Genomic DNA, 26,210 nt, shown 5'->3' on the forward strand with positions numbered 1-26,210 from the left:
GTATGAGCATTGGTGTGTTTGAATGCTTGACGTAGGGTAGATAACTTTAGATAATGCGCACACAGTTTATGGCTATGTAGCTCAGTTGGTTAGAGCACCGCACTCATAATGCGGGGGTCACAGGTTCAAGTCCCGTCATAGCCACCATTTTTATAGACCATGCTCACTGCATGGTCTCTTTTTTTGTGCATCATCAAAAGATCACTAGATACAGATAAAAATTATCATCGTGCTATGAATATTTAGAATACTGAAAAAATCCAGTTGAATATTTGATTAAGCTTTTTCTGCTAAATAATTTTCTATAAATCTTTGTGTTTGCGTGTCAAGGTAGAATGGCGCAATCAAGGATTGAATGATCTCATCCAATAAGCCATGCTGATCTAAAGCACCTAGTGTATGTGGAATAAAGCGATCTGCTTCGATAAATAAATCGTTTTGATCTAACCCAACCGAGTGTAGTAATTCTTGTAAGCTATATTCGCCAAAGTATTCATAAAATGCTTCGACAACATTTAAAATAACCTGTTGCATATATTCTGTTTGACGTAATTCTTTCCAAGTTTCATAAACAAGAATAAAGAATTCTTCAAAATCAATCGATTGAACTTGAGAGAAAGCCTCTTTTAATGAGCGTTGCTTAACTTCATGCCAAACATGTGTAGCGATATCTGCTAGGTCTTCATTAGGCAGTAGAATGATATTGCTGAGTTGGCTACGGATAGCAGTTGCAAGTTGCTGTTCTAATTTAAGCTCAATATTGTGTTGCTGATCTTGAATAAAGCTAATGACTTTCGCGCCAATACGGTTGTGTTTAACGGTGTATTGACGCAGCTGGTTGAGCCAAGGGGTGTTGCTTTCTAAAATCTGGTTGGCAAGCTGTAGGCTAACCTGTTGAATCTGCGGGTTGTGCTGTAAGTTTTCTTGAATATAGTCTCTTAATTGTTCTAATTCTAAGATTTTAAACATCCACAGTTCAAAAGACTCATCTGAGAGTAGATCATTGAAAATGGTTTGACTATGAATGGCATATTGATGAATTTTTTGAGCGACGACACCGATAAATTCAAGAATATCTGCGCCTAAATTCAATTCAAAAGCATATTTTTGCACCACAGACTGCAGTTGCTCAAGCTGAATCACATTTTTTAAAAGGATTTTGTCTGCATTTTGATAGGTTTGGGAAATAAAATTTTGAATAAATTGCGGATTTTTTTGATCTAAAAGTTGTTTTTTAATAAAGCGAACTTGCTCAAGCAAGAGTGCTTGAGCAAGTTCCTGAGCAAAGCTCGAAGGTGGAGGTGAATTATTCACATTCACGAGGCTTATACACCTGCTTTCCAGCCATTTACAATCGGATAACGGCGTTCACGGCTAAATGCGCGTGAGCTGATACGTGGTCCAATTGAACCTTGACGACGTTTGTATTCATTGCGGTCGACAAGCTGAATGACTTTTTCCACGATTGCACGTTCAAAACCTTTGGCAATGATGTCTTCTTGGCTTTGTTCTTCCTCAATGTATGCATATAGAATGGCATCAAGTACATCATAAGCAGGTAAAGAGTCTTGGTCTTTTTGATCAGGACGAAGTTCTGCTGATGGTGGACGAGAAATAACCCGTTCAGGAATCACCGGCGTTTCAGAAATACTGTTACGGTACTTAGCCAATTCAAAAACAATGGTTTTATAAACATCTTTGAGTACAGCAAAACCACCTACCATATCGCCATACAGTGTGCAGTAACCGACAGAAAGCTCAGACTTATTGCCTGTTGCAAGCACAAGGTTACCAAACTTATTGGATAAGCCCATAAGTAATGTACCACGTGCACGCGCTTGAAGGTTTTCTTCAGTTGTATCCGCAGGTGAGTTACCAAAGAATGGGAATAAGGTCTGCATAAAGCTATTTACGATAGGATGAATTTCGGCAATACCAAAAGTAACACCCATACGTTTTGCTTGTTCTGTGGCGTCTTCCACACTAATTTGTGATGTGTAGGTATAAGGCATCATCACGGCTTGAACTTTATCTGCGCCAATCGCATCAACTGCAATTGCCAAGGTTAAAGCTGAGTCGATACCGCCTGATAGTCCTAAAATCACACCAGGGAAACCAGAGCGTTGTACATAGTCGCGTGTTGCTAAAACCAACGCTTGATAGATCTCAGCCATAGTGTTTAATGCTGGTGCAGCTTCAACCACTTGATAGGCTTTGTTTTCTATTTGGTAGTTAGCAAAGTAGAGATCTTCTTTAAAGCTTGGTGCTTGTAACGCAACTTCACCTGAATGGTTAATGACAAAACTGGTCCCATCAAAAATGAGATCATCTTGACCGCCCACTTGGTTGATATAAACCACATTGAGATGGAGCTGTTTTGCCAACTCTTTTAATGTTTCAATACGATGTTGCGGTTTGCCGACTTCATAAGGTGAAGCATTCAAGACCAAAACACTTTCCACATTGAGTTGAGCAAGCTGTTGAACTGTATTTAAAGACCATACATCTTCGCAAATCAGTACCCCGAACTTATGACCTAAGTACTCAAATACAAGATGTTGATGTCCTTCATTAAAATAACGCTTTTCATCAAAAACGCTGTAATTAGGAAGATTTTGTTTGTTGTAAACCCCTAGAACTTGTCCATCTTTCATCACCGCAGCAGCATTGTAGCGTTGACCATCGTCAGTAAGATTGGCAAAACCAAATACCATCACGATGTCTTTAACAGTAGACAGTTTCTCGAAAGCTTGTGCAGTACGCTTTGCTAGGCTTGGGCGTAAAAGCAAATCTTCGGCAGGGTAACCGATTATAGAAAGTTCAGGGAAAACAACAATTTCAGCATTCTGTTTTTTTGCATCATTGGCTTGTTCAATCATTTTTTGAACGTTCGACTCAATATCACCAATGAATGGAGAGAATTGCGCGAGAGCAATTTTAAAACTTTTCATTTAAACCAAATCCTATTCCAATAGGGTAATTTATATACAAATTGTTGATTTTTAAAATGTAGTTATTCAACATATGTATATAGATATCACAGAAATTGCCAAAGGGCGAAACTATAAAATCATTAAAAATCATCAAAAATCTTTATTTTCTTGCAAGGCAAAAATTTCAGACATTGAGTATTTTAACTAAAAAAACGTCAGAAGCTAGTGATTCATTAAGTTTATTCAGTACACCATCAATGACCTCATGAATTTAGTGTATTTTTTTTATAGAAACTAGTGATTTTTCATTATTTTTTGGATTTTATATTGGAAAAGATCAGCTTTAAATATTTTTTGTGAAATGTATCACTTAATTTGTATAAATTAGCATCAAAACAAAGCACTTAAATAGAAGGATTGACTGCATTTTTATCCAGAATAATATTTTCAATTCGATTTAAATAAATATCTTTGGCGATATCACCTTGTTGCTCAATATTGTAATCGAAATAAGCTTTTCCTTGAATGAGGGTGTAGCGATAAGGGTTATATTTACCCAAACTCAGGTAAAGTGCGGACTGTAAAATCGCCCCCTTAAGTAATACATTTTCATGACGCTGATATTGATAAACATGGGCCATTTCATGAATAAAAACAGCTTGGTAACCCAAGCTCATACAGGAAAAGTCTTCACAATAGTCTGCATCTTTTAAGTGGATATAACCATTGGGCGCCATCAAAATACCAACAGGCTGCCACGGTAAATAAGGATGATTCATCACCTTGACTTGGCTGTAATCAATTAAATCTCCAAATACACTTTGGCTAATACGAATTTCGCCATCTGTCAATTTACGATATTTGAATTGATCCAATCGAAGAAGTTGTACAAAGCGCCAAATGAAATTGAACATTGTTTTATTTTGTGCTGTGTAAAAAGTACATCCATAAGTTTAGCACTGATTCAGTTTGACCCAAAGATTAACTGTGACTCAGATACACCACGATTAAAAAAGCTGTCTATTAGGGTCTGTTGACAATTCGTCTACGTTTGCGACTATGAGTGATTTTTAGATGATACAAGGCACGAAATATGAAATTTAGTCATTCTAAATAAATAGTTCGTAACGATGTAGCAGCAAAAAACACTCTAGTCCCGAAGGGTTGTGGCTAAAATTATCTCAGTCTGCGTTATGAAACTCGAAAATAGTCTCGCTATTCACTTCGTTTCATGCCTTGCCTGCTCAATTTTAGCCTACAACGCAAGCCATTTATGAAATGTCAACAGACCCTATATATATGCTGACATGAAACTTTTCTTGTTGCCTGATTTCAGTTATGTAGCGTATCCGTAGTTAGGGTTCGGTACACCCAAAAATTAAATCATGATTTAAGTAAGCCAAAGCTAATGACTTGTCCGCAAAGGTCATTATTTATCAGTAGAGGCAAGCTCAGCGCTTATTTGTCAGACACTTTATTGAATAGTCATAAATTGCCAATGGATTGACCTGAAATGTCAGTGGTATTTGAATCCAGATGACTTAATTTTCCAACATAAATAGGATTTTTTACTTGAAATGTGAATTTGGACTGGTTTTCAGTCAAATCCTTGATCCCTAAATAAACAATAGGTGCTTCATATGTTACTTGCTAAGCCTGTCAAAAAAGTGTTTGCAAAAGCTTTTCCAAGTCGATTGCCTAATTTAAAAGATCAGATTGCGAATATCCCGATTCGTCACTTCAATTTTAAATTTAGTCCAGATGAGTTGGATGTTAAATTTTTTATGCAAAAAGAGTGGGCGACTGCTTATTTTGCCGCACTGTCAATTTTTTTAACCTATGGTGAAGAGTTGGTGATCGAAACCGCACGACATCATCGTGATCAAATACAAGACCCAATTTTAAAACAGCGTCTAACCAGTTTGATTGGACAAGAGGCAATTCACTCCAAAGTCCATGAAGAATACAATGAAACCATGATTCCAAATAATTTGCCTGTGCAGTTGTATCGGTTTTTAGCAGAACAGGTTTTTAATCATACTTTTTTAAAATTCCCACAACCTTTAAAGCTTTCAATGATGGCTGGGATTGAGCATTTCACCGCTGTCTTTGCTCAATATGCCATGACGCATCAAGACATCTTTAATCATTCTCTTGATGAAAAAACACGTGCTTTATGGTTATGGCATATGCTGGAAGAGTCTGAGCATAAAGATATTGCTTATGATACTTATCAAGTGCTTTCTGCAAATTATCCATTACGAATTTCAGGATTCTTTATTGCGTTGATTACTTTGGGGCTAGGCGTGGGTGCTGGCGCATTGATGTTGCCATTTTTACGACGTCCAATGAATAGCTTTAGTCTAAGTTTTTGGAAAGAGGCAAAGGGCAGTTGGGATTTATTATTTAGTCGAGACAATGGTGTTTTTGGTAGCAGTTTAGGCCATATTTTTGATTATTTGCGCCCAGACTTTCATCCTAATGATCATGATACAACTGAGCTTTTAGACTATTTCAAAAAAGAATTACTTGATCCTGAAACAGGCACACTCACCCCTTATTTTGTTAAACAGTTTACCCCTGCTTTACGGATGTAATTTTATTCAATCTTAGCATTCAAATTTTCTATTCAATATAAAAACGATGCTGTAGATCGATACTGAGCTTTTCCATCAATTTTTGAAGGAAAAGCTTTTTTTAAAAGCTGTGATTTTAACCAAGCACTTTATAAAAATTGTTTTTAAGGGACATTCTTTATCAGTGGAGGCAACTCCTCAAAGTGATTGTCTGACAATTATATAAGGTTGTCATAATTTGCAAACCGAATGAATGCATGTGCCAATGGTAATTGACAAAGCATGTCGTAATTTTTAGCCATCAAAGTAGAGTTTTTACTCAAAAGGCGATCTGTGGCTCATCAGCGTTAACACGATGAAATGGATTGCCATATTAAATGAATAAAGAGTACCAGCTATGTTCGCTAAGCCAATTAAGAAAGCCGTTGCTAAAGTTTTTGCTGCGGCGCCATTCAGTCTGGAAAATCAAACGCCGATTATTCCAATTCGACATATGAAGTTTGATTTTGACCCAGAGCAAGTAGATCACCGATTTTATATGGATGCAGAATTGGCAAGTGCATATTTTGCGTCATTGTCGATTTTCTTAACTCGTGGTGAAGATCTTGTGATTGATACTGCTCGTTATCATCGTGATTTCATTACCGATCCATTATTAAAGCAACGTGTCACCTCATTGATTGGTCAAGAGGCGATTCATTCAAAAATGCATGAAGAGTTAAATGACGCCTATTTAATTCGTGATTTGCCAGTAAAACTGTTTCGTACTTGGGCTGGTTGGGCATTTGAATATGGGTTTGAGCGTCTTCCACAACCGATGAAATTGTCATTGATGGCTGGTATTGAACATTTTACTGCGGTACTTGCAGAATACATGATGAATCATGAAGAAGTGTTCTTCCGTTCGCAAGATGAAAAACAACGGGCAATCTGGATGTGGCATATGCTTGAAGAATCGGAGCATAAGGATATTGCTTTCGATGTGTTTCAAGAATTATCCAATAACTATTTATTACGTATTGCTGGATTCTTTCCCGCATTGATCACGATTTTGGTGCTGATTTCAGCTGCATCATTTTTAGTGCCTTTCTATCGCAATCCGAAGAACCTGATTAGCTTACGTTATTGGAAGGAGATTCCATATAATTTTCGCCTGATCTTTGGCTTAAAAGATGGTGTTTACGGCAGCAGCTTTAAACATATTTTTGATTATCTGCGTCCCGATTTTCATCCAAATGATCATGATACATCTGAATTTTTGGACTATTACAAAGAGAAACTGCTGAATCCAAAGACAGGTCTTCTTACGCCATATTTGACGAAAGAATTTTATCCTGCATTGCGTTCATAAAAACCTAAAAGAGATGGATTTAAAGTTTATGGGTATTTTTTCTAAAAAAGTTAAGCCGAGCCAAAATGCTTATGCGGTTGTGACTGGCGCAGGCAGTGGCATTGGACGTAGTTTTGCAATGGAACTTGCAAAACGCGGAGGAACAATTGTTTGTGCTGACATAAATCTGGATGCAGCCAAAGAAACGGTCAGTTTGATTGAATCACAAACTTCAGCTAAAGCATTTGCTGTGCAATGTGATGTGGGTGTGAAAGAGCAAGTAAAAGCACTTTCAGAACAAGCCGAAAAATTAATGAATCATCCTGTAAGCTTGATCATTAATAATGCGGGTGTGGGTCTGGGCGGTAAGTTTGATGAAGTTTCACTGGACGATTGGCAATGGTGTATGCATGTCAACCTCTGGGGGGTTATTCATGGTTGTCATTATTTTGTTCCTCAGTTTAAGCAACAAGGCTATGGGGCAATTATCAATGTTGCTTCAGCTGCGGGCTATACAGCAGCTCCCGAAATGACCGCTTATAACGTGACCAAATCCAGTGTATTGGCATTGTCAGAAACCCTTTCAGCAGAGCTTCGCGGTGACAACATTCGAGTGAATGTGCTGTGTCCAACATTAGTGCCTACAAATATTATGAAAAATGGTCGTTTGCCTGGTCATTATGCGGGTTTAGCAGATGATTTATTGATGAATCATGCATTTACCACCAGTGATCAGGTGGTGATTAAAACCTTAAATAACTTGGATGCAGGCAAGCTGTACACAATTCCTCAGCCAGATGCAAAACTGTTTTGGATATTAAAACGTGTATCACCCACCTTATATGCCAAAGCGCTAGGTATCGGATATCCATTATTTAACAAATACATCAAATAAGCTGCGAGTAGATCAAGATGACAACAGAAACAACTTTAGCTACGCTGCCTAAAGAGAAAAGCGTAGAGCAAAACTCAACCCAAACTACAGTCGAAGACATTAAACAGGTGACTCAACAGAATACTGTACAAGACAAATCGCTTGAAGCAAAACAGCTTAAAGAAAAAGTGCTTGTAGATAAGCAAGTTGAGGCAAAGACTGTTACAAAGCCAGCGAAAGCAAATCACCCTAAAGCTGAAATCCAAACTCCAGCTAAAGCTAAAAATAAGGCTGAGGTAAAAGTTGAAACACAAATAAGCGCTCAATCTAAAAAGCTTGAACAATCGGCTGAAGAAAAAGCGCCAAAGACTCAGCACAAAGAAGCTGTGCACATCTATGACACCATTGTGGTTGGTGCGGGTATTTCAGGGATTGCTGCTGCTTATAAAATGAATCAAGCAGGCTATAACGATTATGTGGTCCTTGAAAAAGCCAGTCGTGTGGGAGGAACATGGCGCGACAATAATTATCCGGGCTGCGGTTGTGATGTACCCTCAGCACTTTATTCATTTTCTTTCTCACCAAGCCATAAGTGGAGTCATTTATTTGCCAAGCAGCCAGAAATTCTAAGCTATTTAGAGGAAGTGGTGGAAAAATATGACCTTGGTGAGAAAATTGAATTTAATAATGAATTAATCAGTGCCAAATGGGATGAGGCACAACATATGTGGCACTTAGAAACATCAAAAGGTCAATATCAAGCCAAGACGGTGATCTTTACGACAGGACCGATTACTGAGCCTGCTTTGCCGAAATTAAAAGGAATTGAAAGTTTTAAAGGTGAAATGTTCCATTCAGCACGTTGGAATCATGATTATGATTTAACGGGTAAGCGTGTTGCAGTGATTGGTACAGGGGCTTCTGCAATTCAGTTTATCCCACAAGTACAACCTTTAGCGAAACAGCTGATCGTATTCCAGCGTACAGCACCGTGGGTACTACCCAAGGCGGATATGGAGTTAAATGAAACGGCTAAAGGGATCATTTCTCGTTTCCCAATCATTCAACAAACTTGGCGTAATAGCATTGCACAGATTTTAAATGGGATTAACTTTGGATTGCGTAATCCTAAAGTATTGGAACCCGTGAATTTCCTAAGTAAGCAATTACTCAAACTACAAATTAAAGATGAAACCTTGCGTAAAGCAGTAACACCGAACTTTACCATTGGATGTAAGCGCTTATTGTTTGCAAACAATTATTATCCAGCACTACAACAAGATAATGTGAATCTGATTGCACATGGTTTGGTTGAAATTGATGGAAATACAGTGGTTGCAGCAAATGGTGAACGTCATGAAGTGGATGTGATTATTTGGGGAACAGGCTTTGAAGTTTCACATCCTCCGATTGGTAAAAGGGTTTATGATAGCAATGGTCAAGTCCTTGCCGAGCGTTGGAAAAATAGTTCACCTGAAGCATATTTGGGCGCCAGTATTGAACATGTGCCGAATGCGTTCTTGGTCCTCGGTCCAAACATTCTGGTCTATGATTCATTTATTGGTATCGCAGAAGCACAAGTCGGCTATATTGTTGATGGCTTGCTAAAAATGCGTGAGCAAAAATTCACTCGCTTTGAAATCAAAGCGGATGTGCTTGCCCAGCATAACAAACGTCTGCAAAAACATTTAAAAACCACTGTATTTAATGCGGGTGGGTGTAAGTCTTATTATCTGGATGAAAATGGTCGTAACTTTGCAGCATGGCCATGGTCATTGCAACAATTACGTAATCAATTAAAACAACTAGATTTAAACCATTATAGCGTGAGTAAAAAATAAGATTATCATTCAATTGCTTAACACTTTTTGTGAGAGCCCTAAATTAATTTAGGGCTTTTATTTTTTGTCTTGTGCGACGATGTAATCCAAAAATAATGATTTCAGCTAGGATTAAATTGACCACCCAACCTAACCAAGATTCTAGCTGATAGATGTGAATTGGGGTTAACCAATCAAAATATGGTTGTAACTGATAAAGCACGATTTTCCATGTCCTTAAGCTCAGCGCTGAAAGGCTCAGTACAAAACTACGGATCATCCAGTCACGATGTAAAATCCAGCGCTTTTTCAATAAAAAGTACAAAGCGGATAGGGTGGTGATCGCCCAGAGTGAACTTAATAAGACAAAGCTGATTTGTGTGGATAACCCTCCAGCCGCTGAAAAAGCTAAAATTAAGCCACTGGGTAAAGACAGCCCCAAAATGGTGATGATGTAGAGCCAACCACTCCAGCGATGAATTCGGGGATAACGCGTGCGGAAGACACGGAAAAACTGTGTAAATCCAGCGATGAGTACAAAACTACTGCTGATCACATGGATTTTAAAAGCTACCTGCCAAGGTTGAGTATTGACTACATCTTGCTTTAACAAGAGAAAATGCTGATCAGTTTGCCATGGGAAATATTGCAAACATATTGCGACCATGAGATAGCATAAATAAGCATAGATCACGAGTGAAATCAGACTCAAGCTTGAATATGCCAAGGTAGTTTTTGTTTTGTTCATCACTGCTTATAATGGAATGGTGATTGAGAAATTATAGTGGAAGATAGGTTGAAACAGCATATTTATGTTTGGGTATGGCATAGATTTTAAAATAAACCACAATGAATCCTGATTTATTTATCTTAAAGTAGATCACAAAGCAAACAATTTAATCTAAAATCAATGTGAAAATGCATCCAATATCTTCATAACAAATAGGTATAACAATGAATAAAAGTTTAATCACACTCGTTGGATTAGGAATGATTGGTTTCCAGAATAGTTATGCACTGGATATTCAACAGTTGCAAAAATCTTGGTCTGGAAAATATGATGAGCAGAAAATTGCTGTTTTCATCCAATCTATCGATCGTAATCAGGTCAAAGGCTATAGTGTTCTCGGTAAAAATAAACAAAATTTTTCAGGGAAAGTACAGACGACTTCACAAGGTTATAAAATTACCGCAACAGAAAGTGGTGCTAAAGCAAGTAGTGGTGTGTTTACGTTTACTGTAAAACAGAATCAGCCGAATGTGTTGGAGTCTAGTTGGGAATCTACAACGGCTAAGGTTAAACCAAAATATTTTGATTTAAAGCCGCAACAGTGTCGTTATCAAAAAGATGTCGGTGATTATCCAGTTGCATCACAACGTTTATTAAAAGATGAGGATCTACAAATTCCTCCTGAAGAACTGGACTGGATGCGTAATGAAATTTATGCGCGTCATGGTTATTCATTTGCCAATAAAGAGATTGCCTCTCAATTTGCTAACGATAATTGGTATATGCCATGCAGTACCAATGTTGAAAATCAATTAACTCAGATTGAAAAGACCAATATCCAACGTATTAAAAAAATTCGTCCGTATATGGCGAAAATGGAATGGGGTCGTTAAGCACACAATCAATCACAAAATCTGAGAATTTATCTTATGCTTCACTATCCTTCAGTTCGATTGAGTATTATGGTTTTTGTTTTAAGTTCATCTGCCCTAAGTTTTGCAGCAACACCTACAGATCAAGCAGTGATCAACAGTATAACGAACCTAAACGCTTCTCAAGCTACACCCGCCAAAGCGATAATGATTGATTATATAAAAGAGGTTCGTTTGTTGTCAGGAGAGCTGGCTTATCTCTCTGGTGTAACATTTGAAAATGCAGGACGAAATTTTTGGGGAGGCTATATATTGACGCGCCCAAAACTAAAACAATCTCGAATACTTGAGTTCGGTGGTCAAGCCAATGATTTCACAGTACATACGGTGCAATATCGAGCAAAACCAATCGATTTGATTGAAATAGAATCTGCAGGCTCGGGTCAGGGGCAAGTTTCCCAGACAACTGATTTAGTCTATTTTGATGGATGGAAAGCTAAAATTATTGTAACTGCTGAATCTTCGAGTGATCCGGGGCGTTTTAGTGAGAAGTTGGGTGAGGAAGATTGTAAAACGGGTGGGGAAATTGTTTCAAGTTTAAAGATTTTATCCGCCAGCAATGAAGTGATTAAAACTATTCAATCATCCAATGCGTGTAAAAATGCAAAAGTTACAACCAAAACGGAAAAAATTAAAATCGTACTATAAGTCCCCGTGTTGATTGCAGTGCTTGGTGATTCGATCAGATGGGATTCACTTTTTCCATCTCTGAAAAATGAAGCATCATCTGTGCAAAGTAATTAAACTTAAAATGTAAGGCAAGGTAGTCACAGCATTCATATCACCGTCCGATATATTCGACGGTTAATTTTATTATTGAAGATAAACGATATTTTGTTGTATGTGTTTTCCATAAACTCACTATGCTAAAAAGTGCAGAATTTTATCTTTATTATATGCATCAATGGTATATAGATTTTCAAAAAAGCCCAAAGTCAGCTACTTTGAGCTTTTTAAATTTTACGGAAAATGTTAAATAGCTTGGGTATTTTCATTTAGCCAGTTTAAAACATCACCTTCTAAGTGAGGTGCTAATCGCTCTCTGACTGTTTGATGGTACTGATTCAACCATGCTTTTTCATCATCATTTAACAACGTTAAAATAATACAGCTTAGGTTAATCGGGCACAGCGTTAGTGTTTCGAATTCTAAAAATTGACCATAGGTCGTATCTTCAAAATGCTTAATTTTGTTGACGACAAGATTCTCAATTCGAATACCGTACTTGCCTTGATGGTATAAGCCTGGTTCATTAGAGGTAATCATCCCTTCACGCATCTTGGTAGAGGGTGTGACTGGGGCATAATATGAAATCACTTGTGGGCCTTCATGAACATTCAATGCATAGCCTACACCGTGACCTGTACCATGACGATAATCCAAACCATATTTCCACAGGGTTTGACGTGTGATCGAATCTAAAAGAGGTGATGCAATGCCTTCAGGGAAAACAGTTTGAGCAAGCGCAATATGACATTTTAATACAAGTGTATAATCGCGCTTTTGTTCAACGCTTGCGGTGCCTATAGGAACAAGACGGGTAATGTCTGTGGTTCCTTCATCATATTGTGCGCCTGAATCAATCAGCAGCAAACCATCACCACTAATCTCGCTAAAGCTTTCTTCTGTAGCGCGATAGTGGGGTAATGCACCGTTGGCATTAAAGCCTGCAATTGTCGAGAAGCTTAATCCAATAAAACCTGCTTGTTGTGCGCGAAAGCCTGAAATTTTTTCGTCGATGGTGAGTTCATTGATCGATTCTTTATCAGCCAATGCGTTATCTAGCCAATGAAAGAAATGACATAGGGCAACACCATCTTTGGTCATTGCACTGCGTATATGGGTAATTTCAATAGGCTGTTTTTGCGATTTAAATAAAGTGCTTGGATTAATGTCTTGGACTAAATGACTTTGCTGCTCAATGGCCTGCGCATATGAAATTGAGACTTTAGCAGGATCAATTAAAATATTTTGTTGTTTAAGTTCGAGCAAAAACTCGATGCTTGCGTTATAAGCTAAGATTTCAATGTTATCCAAAGCAAATCTTTGCTGCATTTCAGTTGAAAGTTTTGCATCATCAATAAAAAGTACAGTTCGAGAATGGTCAATATATAAGTGTGCTAAGAACACGGGATTATATTCAACATCACGCCCCCTACAATTCAAAATCCAAGCAATATCATCGAGTGCAGAAATAAAATGCCCCGTTGCTTTTTTCTGAATAAGTTTGTGACGGATCGCAGTTATTTTTTCTAAGCGTGTTTGCGCATTTAAATCATCTGCCATTTGCCAAATGGGTTGTAGGGGCAGTGCTGGGCGTTCAGTCCAAATTTCACCAATCAAATCTAAATCTGTTCGGATTTCAAATTGCTGGGATTGAGCAACTAGACTTAGCGCATCAAATTGTAGGGCAGAAATGGTGTGTCCATTGACTGAAATTTTTGCATCTTTGGCTAAATGTTGTGAAAGCCAAGCCAAATATGTTGATGATTCATCAGGTGTCTGCTTTTGTAAAACGTAACCTGTATTTTCCAGTTGCTGTTCAGCTTGTACCCAATATCGACCATCTACCCATAAACCTGCGAAGTCTTGAGTAACTACAATTGTGCCGACTGAACCTGTAAAGCCTGTTAGCCATTGACGTATTTTCCAATAATCAGGTAGATATTCTGACATATGTGGATCTGCACTCATGGCGATAAAAGCATCCTGCTGATATTTCTTCATAATTGTACGAAGGTTTTCTAATTTGTTGGCAGGTGACAAACTGTTCATACTTTTTCCAATTGCATATCAATAGATTTTTGAGAGGGGGTCGATGTTTGATTGAGTAATTTACGAATCGGTTTTCTCATTAACCATAGAACGAGTGCGCCAAGAAGTAAAGCGATGACACATCGCACAAATAGCAAGGGTAATTGGTCAACTTCATGGATAGAAACATGACCACCGATTAAACCTGCCATCAAGTTTCCTAAAGCAGATGCTGTAAACCAAAGCCCCATCACTTGTCCACGAATGATGGTTGGAGCAAGTTTCGTCATCGTTGAAAGACCAACAGGGCTTAAGCATAATTCACCTAGTGTTAAAAGCAGGAGGCTTGATGCGATCCACAATGCAGAAACAGTTCCACCATTTTGGGTGATCAAGTAACTGGCAATGCTCATCACGAGGAAACCACCCGCAGCGAGGAGTAAAGCAATAATGAATTTGGTGATATAGCTAGGGTCACGATTTTGTTTGCCTAATTTAACCCAAAGCCATGCGATGATCGGTGCGAAAATAATAATGAAAAGCGGGTTAATCGATTGAAACCAAACTGCGGGTATTTCAAAGCCAAAGAATTGGCGATCTGTAAAGTCTTGGGCGAAAAGATTGAAAGATGTTGGTTTTTGTTCAAATGCCGACCAAAAAAGTGCAGCGGTGATGAGTAAAATAAAACAGATAATGATTTGTTTTTTCTCAGTATTATTCAAACCAGCAAAGAGTAATAGATAGCTGAAATATAAGGCAATACAAATACAGATTGTGATCGTGAAATATGTGGCGATCTGAATTGGATTGATGTTAATTATGCCAAGAGAAACTAGACCGATAATCAAGCCAACAACGGCAATAAAACCTATGATCATTTGGGGTGCTTTAGGATTGTAATGTACAGGACGAGCCCAGTTATTTTCATTGCCTTGCACATGATTAAATTGTTTTAATTGAGGCACAGTTATTAACTTAAAAATCAGTAAGGCGATTAACATTCCAACGCCACCGATTCCGAATCCCCAGTGCCAACCATGTTCTTTAACCAATAAACCAGTCAATAGTGGGGCAATCAACGAACCTAGATTAATTCCCATATAAAAAATGGAAAATCCTGCATCACGCCGTGAATCTTGAGCCTGATATAAAGTGCCAACAATGACGGAAATACAGGTTTTAAATAAACCAGAACCGATCACAATCAAAACTAAACCAAAATAAAAAAAGAAATGTCCAAATAAAGCTGCCAATGCAATGGATAAATGTCCGAGTGCGATGATCAGTGAGCCGTACCACACAGCGCGCTCCTGACCGAGATAATTGTCAGCAACCCATCCACCCAATACAGTCATTAAATACATACTGCCTGCAAATAAGCCGACAATTGCTGATGCTGTTGGGCGATCTAAACCGAGACCGCCATCTGCAACTAAAGCCGCCATATAGAGGATTAATAAAGGGCGAATACCATAATAGGAAAAACGTTCCCAAAGCTCGGTAAAAAATAAACCTTTTAATGGTTGGGGGTGACCAAAAAAAGCTTGATCTGGGTCGTGCACTTGTTTGGATAAATGTTGAGGCATCTTCAAGTCCTTTGAAAATGTATGATTAAAAATTTTTAAACAATATATAAAATAAAGTTATTTGTTGGGTGTTTTTTAAAGTAGTGATTTGTAAGTTTTATAGTAAAAATATAAATTTCAGTTTTCTATGCTTATTATTCGTATTGTTATATTTTGATTTTAAATGAATTTTAAAATAAATAGATTATACCAATTGGTATGAATATGTAATAAAAAACCACCCCAAAGGGTGGTCTCTTGTTCGATCTGAACGCGTAACGAATTAACGTTTGATATCGCGTTGAGTTTCGCCAGTATAAAGCTGACGAGGACGACCGATTTTGTACGGGCCGCTGTGCATTTCTAACCAGTGGCTGATCCAACCAACTGTACGTGCAAGCGCAAAGATTACCGTAAACATTTCTGTTGGGATACCAATCGCTTTAAGGATGATACCTGAATAGAAGTCTACGTTCGGGTAAAGTTTACGTTCGATGAAGTACGGATCGCTTAATGCAATACGTTCAAGTTCCATTGCAAGCGCAAGTTGTGGATCATTGATACCAAGTGCACTTAACACTTCGTCACAAGTCTCTTTCATTACTTTTGCACGTGGATCGAAGTTTTTATAAACTCGGTGACCGAAGCCCATAAGTTTAACTTCTTTAGTTTTTACTTTTTCCATGAACGGTGCAACATTTTCTACAGAGCCGATTTCATCGAGCATCTTAAGAACAGCTTCGTTTGCACCACCATGCGCAGGTCCCCAAAGTGCAGCAATACCCGCAGCGATACATGCATAAGGGTTAGCGCCTGTAGAACCAGCTAAACGTACTGTAGACGTTGATGCATTTTGTTCATGGTCAGCATGAAGCGTAAAGATACGATCCATTGCTTTAGCAAGAATAGGGTTAACTTTGTAATCACGATCTGCTGGAGTAGCAAACATCATGTACAAGAAGTTTTCAGCATAGCTTAAATCGTTACGTGGATATACGAACGGTTGACCGATTGTATATTTGTAAGTCCAAGCAGCTAGAGTAGGAATTTTAGCAACTAAACGAACTGCAGTGATTTCACGGTGGTCTACGTTTTCAACGTCAAAACCGTTGTGATAGAACGCAGATAACGCACCCACTACACCACACATAACCGCCATAGGATGAGCATCACGACGGAAACCATTGAAGAAACGGCTAACTTGATCGTGAACCATTGTGTGGTTGCGGACTTTGTTTTCGAAGTCTGTTTTTTGCTCAGCAGTTGGAAGCTCACCGCTTAACAATAAATAGCAAGTTTCTAAGTAAGAAGCTTGAGTTGCAAGTTGAGCAATCGGATAACCACGGTGTAAAAGAACGCCTTTATCACCATCAATGAAAGTGATTTTAGACTCGCAAGAAGCTGTCGCCATAAAACCAGGATCAAAAGTAAAGTGACCTGAAGCCAACACATCCTTAACGTCGATTACATCTGGGCCCAATGTGCCGCTGTAAATTGGTAATTCAATTTTTTTGCCATCAAGCTCTAGAACGGCTTTCTTGCCAGTTGCTGCAGACATTCAATAGATCTCCTGTCCTGGTGGATATTTTATCTAACTTGCTGAGTCATCTTGTAATGTACAAGTCAGACGGATCAAAAATTGCTATTTAGCTTAGTGAGTACTGAAATTTTGTCAATTATACTTATGGATGAAAAAACAATGTTTTCATCAGTAGTTAGTCTAACTTTAACCAGTAAGATTGATCATTAAATTTCAGAGTCGGTCAGTATAATAAGGTAAATTCTAAAGAAGGTGCAGAAAAATAATTGTGATTGCTAGACAGGAAATGGCATTTTTGACCAATATTTTGTGGCTTTTGTAAGTTGCGAAATGCATTGTTGCTGTTTTAAAACCATCTGAATTTCACGACTTACATAGCTTTTGTCATTATTTTTGTGTAAAAAACACCCAAACGAGTTGATGAAATATTTATTTTCATTTTAATGCTTAATTGATTAAAAAATAGTTTTTATTGAAGCTTTTAAAGGATAAAAAATAATCGAATCAGTATAAAAATAGGCATTTAGTTGCCTTAGGAATAATCAAATACCATAAAATCTTGCAGCTAAATTATGAATTATTCACAAACTAAGTCTTTCTTTCTTATTATAAAGCTTTCAGTCAAATCACTGAATTAAATGGCACCCATTTAAAATAGGAATAAAGGACTATTTTAAAATAACATGTTGGGTATCTATTAAAGCTTAACCAGCTGATGAAAAATAAAACAGCAGGGAGAAATTAACCACAGGACGATTTTGTCCGTAATGTTGTGCTTTAGTCTAAATTTATAAAAATAATATAAGACGTAATTATGTATAAAAGTAATATGTTTAAATGTCATAAAAAATAACGAGATAGCCTTGAAAAACAGAGGTGGGTGATCTGCTTTATTTTTCAAATGGGTGTAAATGATTCTTATTTGAGTGATTTTTAAAGAAAAAGCCAATTTCGATGGTTTGTATTTTGACAGTGCACGTTTTATAATTCAGTGTCGTTTAAAGTTCAGGCAATTAAATTTGTCTGACAATGCTAGCTTTCCTTCGAATTAATTCCAACAAACTCCGGATGGAGTTTTTACTTACAGGATGCCCGCTGTGAAAAGCAACAGACCTGTCAATTTGTCCATGGGTCAAGTTTTAGATGTAAACTTAAAATCCCCTGTGGCTATTGCATCAATTCTACACCGTCTATCAGGTGTCATCGTATTTTTACTCGTACCGGTACTTTTGTGGCTTTTAGACAAGTCTTTGTCTTCGCCTGAAGGCTTTGCTCAAGTTCAAGCAATCTTTGGTGGCTTCATTGTACGTTTTATCGTATGGGTATTTGTCGCTGGTTTATTATTCCATTTCATTATGGGTATTAAGCACTTACTTGCTGACCTAGGCTTTGCTGAAGAGTTGCAAAGCGGTCGCGTAGCAGCAACTATTGCATTAATCTTGGCTGCGATATCAGTTATCGCTTCATTTGTATGGATCGTTCTCTAATGAAAAGTGCTACAGGTTTAACGGGTTCAGGTTCTCGTGATTGGTATATCCAACGCGTAAGTGCTGTAGTTCTAGCTGTTTATACTGTTGTGGTATTAGGTTGGATTCTGTGCAATGGCGGATTTAACTATGAGCAATGGTTTGGCTTTATGATGACACTTCCGATGAAGATTTTATCTTTATTGGCAGTCTTATCTCTTGTTGCGCATGCTTGGATTGGTATGTGGCAAGTATTCACTGACTATGTGACTACTCGTCAGATGGGTCCTTCAGCTTCAGGTTTACGCATCGTGTTAACTTCAGCAGTGATTATTGCTGTTATTGCATATGCGATCTGGGCAATCCAGATTTTTTGGGCGAATTGATAGGAAAATGTCATGGGCGCTTTAACCCCTAAAGAAGATTATTCAAATATTCCAAGCCAGTTCTTCGATGCAGTCATCGTTGGTGGTGGTGGTTCAGGTATGCGTGCTTCATATCAACTTGCTCAAGCAGGTTTGAAAGTTGCAGTGCTAACTAAAGTATTCCCAACACGTTCTCACACTGTTGCGGCTCAAGGTGGTATTGGTGCATCGCTTGGTAACATGCAAGACGATAACTGGCACTATCATTTCTATGACACGGTAAAAGGTTCTGACTGGTTAGGTGACCAAGATGCAATCGAATTTATGTGTCGTGAGGCGCCTAAAGTTGTTTATGAGCTTGAACACTTAGGTATGCCATTTGACCGTAATGCTGACGGTACAATTTACCAACGTCCATTTGGTGGTCACTCTGCGAACTATGGTGAAAAACCAGTTCCACGTGCTTGTGCTGCTGCCGACCGTACAGGTCATGCACTTCTTCATACGCTTTATCAAAGTAACGTGAAAATGGGTACTCAATTCTTCGTTGAATGGATTGCATTAGACTTAATCCGTAACGAAGCAGGTGATGTACTCGGTGTAACAGCAATTGACCAAGAAACAGGCAAAATTGCTGTATTCCAAGCCAAAGCAACATTGTTTGCTACAGGTGGTGCTGGTCGTGTTTACCGTGCATCTACCAATGCTTATATCAATACTGGTGATGGTCTTGGTATGGCTGCTCGTGCGGGTATTCCATTACAAGATATGGAATTCTGGCAATTCCACCCAACGGGTGTTGCTGGCGCAGGCGTATTGTTAACGGAAGGTTGTCGTGGTGAAGGTGCAATCCTTCGTAACAAAGATGGCGAACCGTTCATGGAACGTTATGCTCCAACTTTGAAAGATTTGGCTCCGCGTGACTTCGTATCACGTTCTATGGACCAAGAGATCAAAGAAGGTCGTGGTTGTGGTCCTAAAGGTGATTATATCCTACTTGATATGACTCACTTGGGTGCAGATACCATCATGAAGCGTTTACCATCTGTATTTGAGATTGGTAAGAAATTCGCAAACGTGGATATCACCAAAGAACCAATTCCAGTTGTACCAACAATCCATTATCAAATGGGTGGTATTCCGACCAATATTCATGGTCAAGTGGTTATTCCTGAAACAGCGAAAAATGCAGCAGATTTCTATGCAGGTTTTGATAAAGCTGCAAATGAATACACAACCAACGGTACAATGAATTACACAGTGCCTGTAAAAGGCTTCTATGCAATTGGTGAGTGTTCTTGCGTGTCTGTACATGGTGCAAACCGTTTAGGTACCAACTCATTACTTGACTTGGTTGTATTTGGTAAAGCTGCTGGTGAACACATCATCGATTACGTGACTAAACATCACGGTGATGAATACCAACCACTTCCAAATGATGTGCTTGTGAACACGTTGAAACGTATCAATCATTTAGATGATTCTACTTCTGGTGAAAATGCACAAGAAGTTGCAGATGCGATTCGTGATATCGTTCAAGACCACGCGGGTGTATTCCGTACTCAAGCCTTGCTTGATGAGGGTGTTAAGCAGATTCTTGCGATTGAACCACGTGTACGTAACATTCATTTAAAAGACAAATCTAAAGTATTTAATACTGCACGTATTGAAGCTTTGGAAGTTGAAAACTTATACGAAGTAGCGAAAGCAACATTGATTTCTGCTGCTGCACGTAAAGAATGTCGTGGTGCACATACTGTTGTAGATTATGAATTGCCTGCTGATGATGAGCACTATTCATATGGTCGTCGTGACGATGAGTGGATGAAACATACTTTATGGTATTCAGCGGATAACCATCTTGAATACAAGCCAGTACGTTACAGCCCATTGTCTGTAGACCCAATTGAACCTAAACCACGTACATTCTAATCGGGAGAAATAAGATGAGTAGAGGTACACGTACATTCGAAATCTACCGCTATGATCCTGATAAGGATAAAGCACCGTATATGCAGACTTTTAAACTAGAGTTGACGGATAAGCATCGTATGTTGCTTGACGCGCTTTTAGCATTAAAAGTTCAAGACGAATCATTAACATTCCGTCGTTCTTGCCGTGAAGGTATTTGCGGTTCAGATGGTGTGAATATCAATGGTAAAAATGGTCTTGCGTGTTTATGGAACCTGAACGATTTACCTGAAAAAATCGTCATTCGTCCATTACCTGGTCTGCCTGTGGTTAAAGATTTAGTTGTGGATATGAATCAGTTCTACGATCAGTATGACAAAATTCATCCATTCTTAATCAATAATCAACCTGCACCACCAAAAGAGCGTTTACAATCTCCAGAAGAGCGTGAGCACTTAAATGGTTTGTATGAATGTATTCTTTGTGCATGTTGTTCAACATCATGCCCATCATTCTGGTGGAACCCTGATAAATTCTTGGGTCCTTCAGCATTGTTGAATGCATACCGTTTCATTATTGATTCTCGTGATACTGCGACACAAGATCGTTTATCACGACTTGATGACCCATTCTCATTATTCCGTTGTAAAGGGATTATGAACTGTGTGTCTGTATGTCCGAAAGGTTTGAATCCAACAAAAGCGATCGGTCATATCCGTAGCATGTTGCTCGATCAAGCGGGTTAATACGATGTGAAAAAAGGGCGTACATCTTGGGATGTACGCTCTTTTTTTATTGGATTTTTAATGCGGTGGTTGTTTTTTGTTCGAGTGAATGGGATCTAAGCTTTAAGCATTGAAAAAGTATCAACAGACCCGATATAAATGGATGGATAATAATAGATTATTTCTTGTATGTATTTCGCTAATTTATAGGTGGTATGTGTCAAAAAAATCAATTGAAGTGACAGATCATGTTACGATTTAACAAACCACTATATGTGAAAAACACACCATGTTTTTGGTACATTTTTTCTACATAAGTGTGATCCAGATCAGTTTATAAATAATTTTATAAGCAAAGATTAGAACCGCTTTAGAAAAAGCAAAAAAGCCTTTGTTTTTTCTAAGTCGATTTGCAAAAAATTGCTCAGCTTCGGTTGAGTATATAAGTGAGTGATGATGCCATTGAGGGCGTTATGATTCATTGTATGCATTAGTAAAAGCTAATGTTTATAACGCCCCTTGGTCATGAGTATCTGATGGGTGAATGTCAATTTACCGATTTGGCATTATCAATCATGGGAGTGCTTAAAAAGCACCCTCTAATGTTTTTGCAATAGGAAATGGGTCCACAAATGCAAGAAGTTGCTGACGCATTGCGTCTTGATACTGAACTTTCCGCTGATAGTGCAGCGTATATTGAAGAGCTTTACGAACAGTACCTTTCTTCTCCAACCTCAGTAGGTGAGGATTGGCGTCAATATTTCGATAAATTCCCTAAAGGTGACCAACCACACGGAAACATTCGTGAGCAATTCTTATTATTAGGTCGTAATTCAAGTCGTGTTCAGCCTGTTGTGCAAAGTGAAGTAAGTACTGAGCATGAACGTCGTCAAATCGGTGTTTTGCAACTGATTGCAGCATACCGTAACCGTGGTCATCAAAAAGCGAAGCTTGATCCACTAGGTTTGGCTAAACGTGAAGATGTGCCAGATTTAGATCTCGCTGCACATGGTTTAACCAAGTCTGACCTAGATACAGTTTTCAATGCTGGAAATTTGGCGATTGGTAAAACTGAAGCAACTTTAGGTGAGATGGTTAGCGCAATGGAGGCAACATACTGTGCTTCTATTGGTGCTGAATATATGCACATTGTTGACACCAAAGAAAAACGCTGGATTCAACAACGTCTTGAAGGTGCACGCGGTCAGTTCGGTTTCTCGGCGGATCAAAAGAAACACGTACTTGAACGTTTAACTGCTGCTGAAGGCTTAGAAAAATTCCTCGGTAATAAGTATGTTGGTGCGAAGCGTTTTGGTGTAGAGGGTGGTGAATCTTTCATTCCAATGGTAAACGAACTTATTCAACGTGCAGGTTCTGTAGGTTGTAAAGAAGTCGTAATTGGGATGCCACACCGTGGTCGTTTAAACTTACTTGTGAACATCATGGGTAAAAACCCAGCTGATTTGTTTGGTGAGTTTGAAGGTAAAACTTTAGCTAAAAAAGGTTCAGGTGACGTTAAGTATCACCAAGGTTTCTCATCAAATGTGATGACACCTGGTGGTGAAGTTCACTTGGCTTTGGCATTTAACCCATCGCATTTAGAAATTGTTGGTCCTGTGGTTGAAGGTTCAGTCCGTGCACGCCAAGTACGTCGTAAAGACATTGGTGGTGATGACGTATTGCCTGTAATCGTACATGGTGATGCTGCATTTGCTGGTCAAGGTGTCAACCAAGAAACCTTCCAAATGTCACAAACGCGTGGTTATACCGTAGGTGGTACGGTTCATATCGTAGTCAACAACCAAGTTGGTTTTACTACATCTGATCCACGTGATGCACGTTCTACAGAATACTGTACTGACATTGCAAAAATGATTCAGGCGCCAATTTTCCATGTCAATGGTGATGACCCAGAATCTGTATTGTTTGTTGCGCAATTGGCACATGATTTCCGTCATACATTCCGTAAAGATGTTGTGATTGACATGTTCTGTTATCGTCGTCGTGGTCATAACGAAGCAGATGAGCCAGCAGCAACACAACCAATGATGTATCAAGTGATCAATAAAAAAGCGACTACACGTACGCTTTATGCGGATCAATTGGTACAAGAAAAAGTATTAGATCGTTCTGATGCAGATGCTTTAGTTGAAAAATATCGTGAAGATCTTGAAGCAGGTAACCATGTTGCCAATGCTTTAGTGCTTGAACCAAATGATAAAATGTTTGTGGACTGGAAACCGTATCTAGGCCATGAATATACAGATGTTTGGGATACGACTTTCCCAATCGAACGCTTAAAAGAAATTGGTACAAAAATGCGCGAATTACCAGAAGGTTTCGTGATGCAACGCCAAGTATCTAAAGTGATCGATGAACGTTTGAAAATGCAAACTGGTGAAATGCCATTAAACTGGGGTGCAGCAGAAACTTTAGCTTATGCTTCTATCCTTGATGATGGTTTCTTGGTGCGTTTGACTGGTGAAGATGTTGGTCGTGGTACATTCTCACACCGTCATGCCAAGCTACATAACCAAGTTGATGGTTCGGTTTATATTCCACTGTGTCATATCAAAGAAAACCAGCCACGTACTGCAATTTATGACTCATTATTGTCAGAAATGGCTGTGCTAGCATTTGAATATGGTTATGCAACAACATTGCCAAAAAGCTTGGTAATCTGGGAAGCTCAGTTCGGTGACTTTGCAAACTGTGCCCAAGTGGTTATTGATCAGTTCATCTCATCTGGTGAAACCAAATGGGAACGTGTGTGTGGTTTAACATTACTTCTTCCACATGGTTATGAAGGTCAAGGTCCAGAGCATTCATCTGCACGTCTTGAGCGTTTCTTACAGTTATGTGCTGAAGAAAACATGCAAGTGATTACACCAACGACACCTGCACAGATTTTCCATGCAATGCGTCGTCAGGCAATTCGCCCGATTCGTAAGCCAATGATCGTGACTTCACCGAAGTCATTGCTTCGTCATAAACTTGCAACTTCAACTTTGGAAGAGCTTGCAACTGGTACATTCCAGACTGTGATTGATGAAGTGGATCAAATCAACAAACAAGATGTAACACGTGTTGTACTTTGTGGTGGTAAAGTTTATTACGACTTACTTGAAAAACGTCGTGAAGAAAACTTGAACATTGCGGTAGTACGTGTTGAACAATTGTACCCATACCCAGAAAAACGTCTTGCTGAAGTGCTTGCGACATATCCAAACATAAAAGAACTTGTTTGGTGTCAAGAAGAACCGAAGAACCAAGGCGCATGGTTATTCATTGCTCCTCGTTTATACGAAGGTGTAATGAAGTCTGCTCTACAAGTTCAAATTAGCTATGCAGGACGTGAAGCTTCAGCTGCACCTGCATGTGGCTCACCATATTTGCATGCAAAACAACAAGCTCAGCTCGTGAATGACGCACTTGCGATCGTAGCTGAACAATCAGGAGAATCTAAATAATGGCAACCGAAATTAAAGCACCGGTGTTCCCAGAGTCAGTTGCTGACGGAACAATTGCAACTTGGCACAAACAACCAGGTGAAGCGGTATCACGTGATGAAGTCATCTGTGATATTGAAACGGATAAAGTTGTTTTAGAAGTTGTTGCTCCTGCTGATGGTACTATCTCTGCGATCATCAAAAATGAAGGTGACACAGTTCTTTCTTCTGAAGTTATTGCGACATTTGAAGAAGGTGCTGTTTCTGGCGCTACTCAAACTCAAGCAGTTCAATCTGAAGAGAAAGTAGAACAAGCTGCGGCACAAACTCAAGCGGGTAATGCACCTGTTGTTGAACGTGCTCAAGTACAAGATCAAGCACCTGCAGTGCGTAAAGCTTTAACTGAAACAGGTATTGCTGCTGCGGATGTAGATGGTACTGGTCGTGGTGGTCGTATCACTAAAGAAGATGTTGCAAATCATCAAACTAAACCAGCTGCTGCAGCTGTAACACCATTAAGCGTTGCTGTTGGTGAGCGTATCGAGAAACGTGTTCCAATGACACGTTTACGTAAGCGTGTTGCTGAACGTCTTCTTGCTGCTACACAGCAAACTGCGATGTTGACTACGTTTAACGAAGTTAACATGAAACCTGTGATGGAAATGCGTAAGCAATATAAAGATGCTTTCGAAAAACGTCATGGTGCACGTTTAGGCTTTATGTCATTCTTCGTTAAAGCTGTAACTGAAGCACTTAAACGCTATCCTGCGGTAAATGCTTCAATCGACGGTGATGATATTGTTTATCATGGTTACTATGATATCGGTGTTGCGGTTTCTTCTGATCGTGGTTTAGTGGTTCCAGTATTACGTAATACTGACCGTATGAACTATGCTGAAGTTGAATCAGGTATTGGTGCATATGCTGCAAAAGCACGTGAAGGTAAATTAGCAATTGAAGATATGACTGGTGGTACTTTCACAATTACCAACGGTGGTACTTTCGGTTCATTACTTTCAACACCTATTTTGAACCAACCACAAACTGCTATTTTAGGTATGCACAAAATCCAAGAGCGTCCTATGGCTGTAAATGGTCAAGTTGAAATTCTTCCAATGATGTACTTAGCGCTTTCTTATGACCATCGTATGATTGATGGTAAAGAAGCAGTAGGTTTCTTGGTAACTGTTAAAGAGTTACTTGAAGAGCCAGCTAAACTAATCCTTGACCTTTAATTCTT

Annotated in this window: 19 protein-coding genes, 1 tRNA gene and 1 pseudogene; 14 read left to right on the top strand and 7 right to left on the bottom strand. The window is 38.8% G+C overall.

Annotation, left to right across the window (positions count from 1 at the left end):
- Nucleotides 1-70 precede the first annotated feature (70 nt).
- Nucleotides 71-147 (top strand) — tRNA-Met (locus L3V46_RS05900).
- Between the two features lie 129 nt (nucleotides 148-276).
- Here the strand turns inward: L3V46_RS05900 and L3V46_RS05905 are convergent.
- The 3 genes from L3V46_RS05905 to L3V46_RS05915 all read right to left on the bottom strand — a co-directional run bounded on the left by L3V46_RS05905 (nucleotide 277) and on the right by L3V46_RS05915 (nucleotide 3,847).
- Nucleotides 277-1,320 carry a hypothetical protein gene (locus tag L3V46_RS05905; protein ID WP_239045187.1) on the bottom strand — a complete coding sequence of 348 codons (1,044 nt, stop codon included), beginning with the start codon at nucleotides 1,318-1,320 and terminating at the stop codon, nucleotides 277-279.
- Nucleotides 1,321-1,325: 5 nt separating this feature from the next.
- Nucleotides 1,326-2,951 (bottom strand): NAD+ synthase, encoded by a 1,626-nt coding sequence (locus tag L3V46_RS05910; RefSeq protein ID WP_034612475.1) that lies wholly within the window; start codon nucleotides 2,949-2,951, stop codon nucleotides 1,326-1,328.
- A gap of 386 nt (nucleotides 2,952-3,337) precedes the next feature.
- Nucleotides 3,338-3,847: a hypothetical protein gene (locus L3V46_RS05915; protein WP_239045188.1), complete on the bottom strand. Its 510-nt coding sequence runs from the start codon at nucleotides 3,845-3,847 to the stop codon at nucleotides 3,338-3,340.
- Between the two features lie 726 nt (nucleotides 3,848-4,573).
- On the opposite strand from L3V46_RS05915, the gene L3V46_RS05920 reads away from it, so the two are divergent.
- From L3V46_RS05920 to L3V46_RS05935, 4 genes are all read left to right on the top strand, one after another.
- A complete protein-coding gene (locus L3V46_RS05920; protein ID WP_239045189.1) occupies nucleotides 4,574-5,530 on the top strand; it encodes a metal-dependent hydrolase in 957 nt (318 codons plus the stop codon).
- 376 nt (nucleotides 5,531-5,906) lie between these two features.
- Nucleotides 5,907-6,860: a metal-dependent hydrolase gene (locus L3V46_RS05925; RefSeq protein ID WP_034612487.1), complete on the top strand. Its 954-nt coding sequence runs from the start codon at nucleotides 5,907-5,909 to the stop codon at nucleotides 6,858-6,860.
- 28 nt (nucleotides 6,861-6,888) lie between these two features.
- Complete coding sequence (locus tag L3V46_RS05930; protein ID WP_239045190.1) at nucleotides 6,889-7,734, top strand: SDR family NAD(P)-dependent oxidoreductase; 846 nt, start codon at nucleotides 6,889-6,891, stop codon at nucleotides 7,732-7,734.
- 293 nt (nucleotides 7,735-8,027) lie between these two features.
- Nucleotides 8,028-9,554 (top strand): NAD(P)/FAD-dependent oxidoreductase, encoded by a 1,527-nt coding sequence (locus tag L3V46_RS05935; RefSeq protein ID WP_239046754.1) that lies wholly within the window; start codon nucleotides 8,028-8,030, stop codon nucleotides 9,552-9,554.
- A 43-nt stretch (nucleotides 9,555-9,597) separates the two neighbouring features.
- On the opposite strand, the gene L3V46_RS05940 is transcribed toward L3V46_RS05935, so the two are convergent.
- The gene (locus L3V46_RS05940) at nucleotides 9,598-10,281 is read right to left on the bottom strand and encodes a DUF2306 domain-containing protein (protein WP_239045191.1); all 684 of its coding nucleotides are present in this window, start codon (nucleotides 10,279-10,281) and stop codon (nucleotides 9,598-9,600) included.
- 206 nt (nucleotides 10,282-10,487) lie between these two features.
- On the opposite strand from L3V46_RS05940, the gene L3V46_RS05945 reads away from it, so the two are divergent.
- Entirely contained in the window at nucleotides 10,488-11,156 is a 669-nt protein-coding gene (locus L3V46_RS05945) for a YARHG domain-containing protein (RefSeq protein WP_239045192.1), read from the top strand.
- A gap of 36 nt (nucleotides 11,157-11,192) precedes the next feature.
- Nucleotides 11,193-11,843, top strand: a complete 651-nt coding sequence (locus L3V46_RS05950; protein WP_239045193.1) for a hypothetical protein — start codon at nucleotides 11,193-11,195, stop codon at nucleotides 11,841-11,843.
- Between the two features lie 324 nt (nucleotides 11,844-12,167).
- Here the strand turns inward: L3V46_RS05950 and L3V46_RS05955 are convergent, their stop codons facing one another.
- The 3 genes from L3V46_RS05955 to gltA form a co-directional block, all read right to left on the bottom strand.
- Nucleotides 12,168-13,970, bottom strand: a complete 1,803-nt coding sequence (locus L3V46_RS05955) for an aminopeptidase P family protein (protein ID WP_239045194.1) — start codon at nucleotides 13,968-13,970, stop codon at nucleotides 12,168-12,170.
- Nucleotides 13,967-15,535, bottom strand: coding sequence for a peptide MFS transporter (locus L3V46_RS05960; protein WP_239045195.1), 1,569 nt, complete (start codon nucleotides 15,533-15,535; stop codon nucleotides 13,967-13,969). The genes L3V46_RS05955 and L3V46_RS05960 overlap by 4 nt, the downstream gene beginning before the upstream one ends.
- Nucleotides 15,536-15,797: 262 nt before the next feature.
- Complete coding sequence (gene gltA, locus L3V46_RS05965) at nucleotides 15,798-17,072, bottom strand: citrate synthase (protein ID WP_004717293.1); 1,275 nt, start codon at nucleotides 17,070-17,072, stop codon at nucleotides 15,798-15,800.
- Between the two features lie 1,070 nt (nucleotides 17,073-18,142).
- Between gltA and sdhC the strand changes: the two genes are divergently transcribed.
- The 7 genes and pseudogenes from sdhC to odhB all read left to right on the top strand — a co-directional run bounded on the left by sdhC (nucleotide 18,143) and on the right by odhB (nucleotide 26,205).
- On the top strand, nucleotides 18,143-18,541 hold the full coding sequence (gene sdhC, locus L3V46_RS05970) for a succinate dehydrogenase, cytochrome b556 subunit (RefSeq protein ID WP_126606943.1): 399 nt from the start codon (nucleotides 18,143-18,145) through the stop codon (nucleotides 18,539-18,541).
- Nucleotides 18,541-18,906: a succinate dehydrogenase, hydrophobic membrane anchor protein gene (gene sdhD / locus L3V46_RS05975; RefSeq protein ID WP_004717289.1), complete on the top strand. Its 366-nt coding sequence runs from the start codon at nucleotides 18,541-18,543 to the stop codon at nucleotides 18,904-18,906. The genes sdhC and sdhD overlap by 1 nt, the downstream gene beginning before the upstream one ends.
- A gap of 12 nt (nucleotides 18,907-18,918) precedes the next feature.
- A complete protein-coding gene (locus L3V46_RS05980) occupies nucleotides 18,919-20,817 on the top strand; it encodes an FAD-dependent oxidoreductase (protein ID WP_004717286.1) in 1,899 nt (632 codons plus the stop codon).
- A 14-nt stretch (nucleotides 20,818-20,831) separates the two neighbouring features.
- Nucleotides 20,832-21,542, top strand: coding sequence for a succinate dehydrogenase iron-sulfur subunit (locus L3V46_RS05985; protein WP_004717284.1), 711 nt, complete (start codon nucleotides 20,832-20,834; stop codon nucleotides 21,540-21,542).
- Between the two features lie 370 nt (nucleotides 21,543-21,912).
- A pseudogene (locus L3V46_RS05990) lies at nucleotides 21,913-22,015 on the top strand (hypothetical protein); the annotation flags it as partial.
- A 138-nt stretch (nucleotides 22,016-22,153) separates the two neighbouring features.
- On the top strand, nucleotides 22,154-24,991 hold the full coding sequence (locus L3V46_RS05995; RefSeq protein WP_004717282.1) for a 2-oxoglutarate dehydrogenase E1 component: 2,838 nt from the start codon (nucleotides 22,154-22,156) through the stop codon (nucleotides 24,989-24,991).
- Nucleotides 24,991-26,205, top strand: coding sequence for a 2-oxoglutarate dehydrogenase complex dihydrolipoyllysine-residue succinyltransferase (gene odhB, locus L3V46_RS06000; protein WP_004717280.1), 1,215 nt, complete (start codon nucleotides 24,991-24,993; stop codon nucleotides 26,203-26,205). Before L3V46_RS05995 ends, odhB begins: the two co-directional genes overlap by 1 nt.
- The last annotated feature ends 5 nt before the right edge of the window (nucleotides 26,206-26,210 follow it).

The sequence above is a fragment of the Acinetobacter sp. AG3 genome (assembly GCF_022343575.1).
In the GTDB taxonomy this organism is placed as follows: domain Bacteria; phylum Pseudomonadota; class Gammaproteobacteria; order Pseudomonadales; family Moraxellaceae; genus Acinetobacter; species Acinetobacter guillouiae.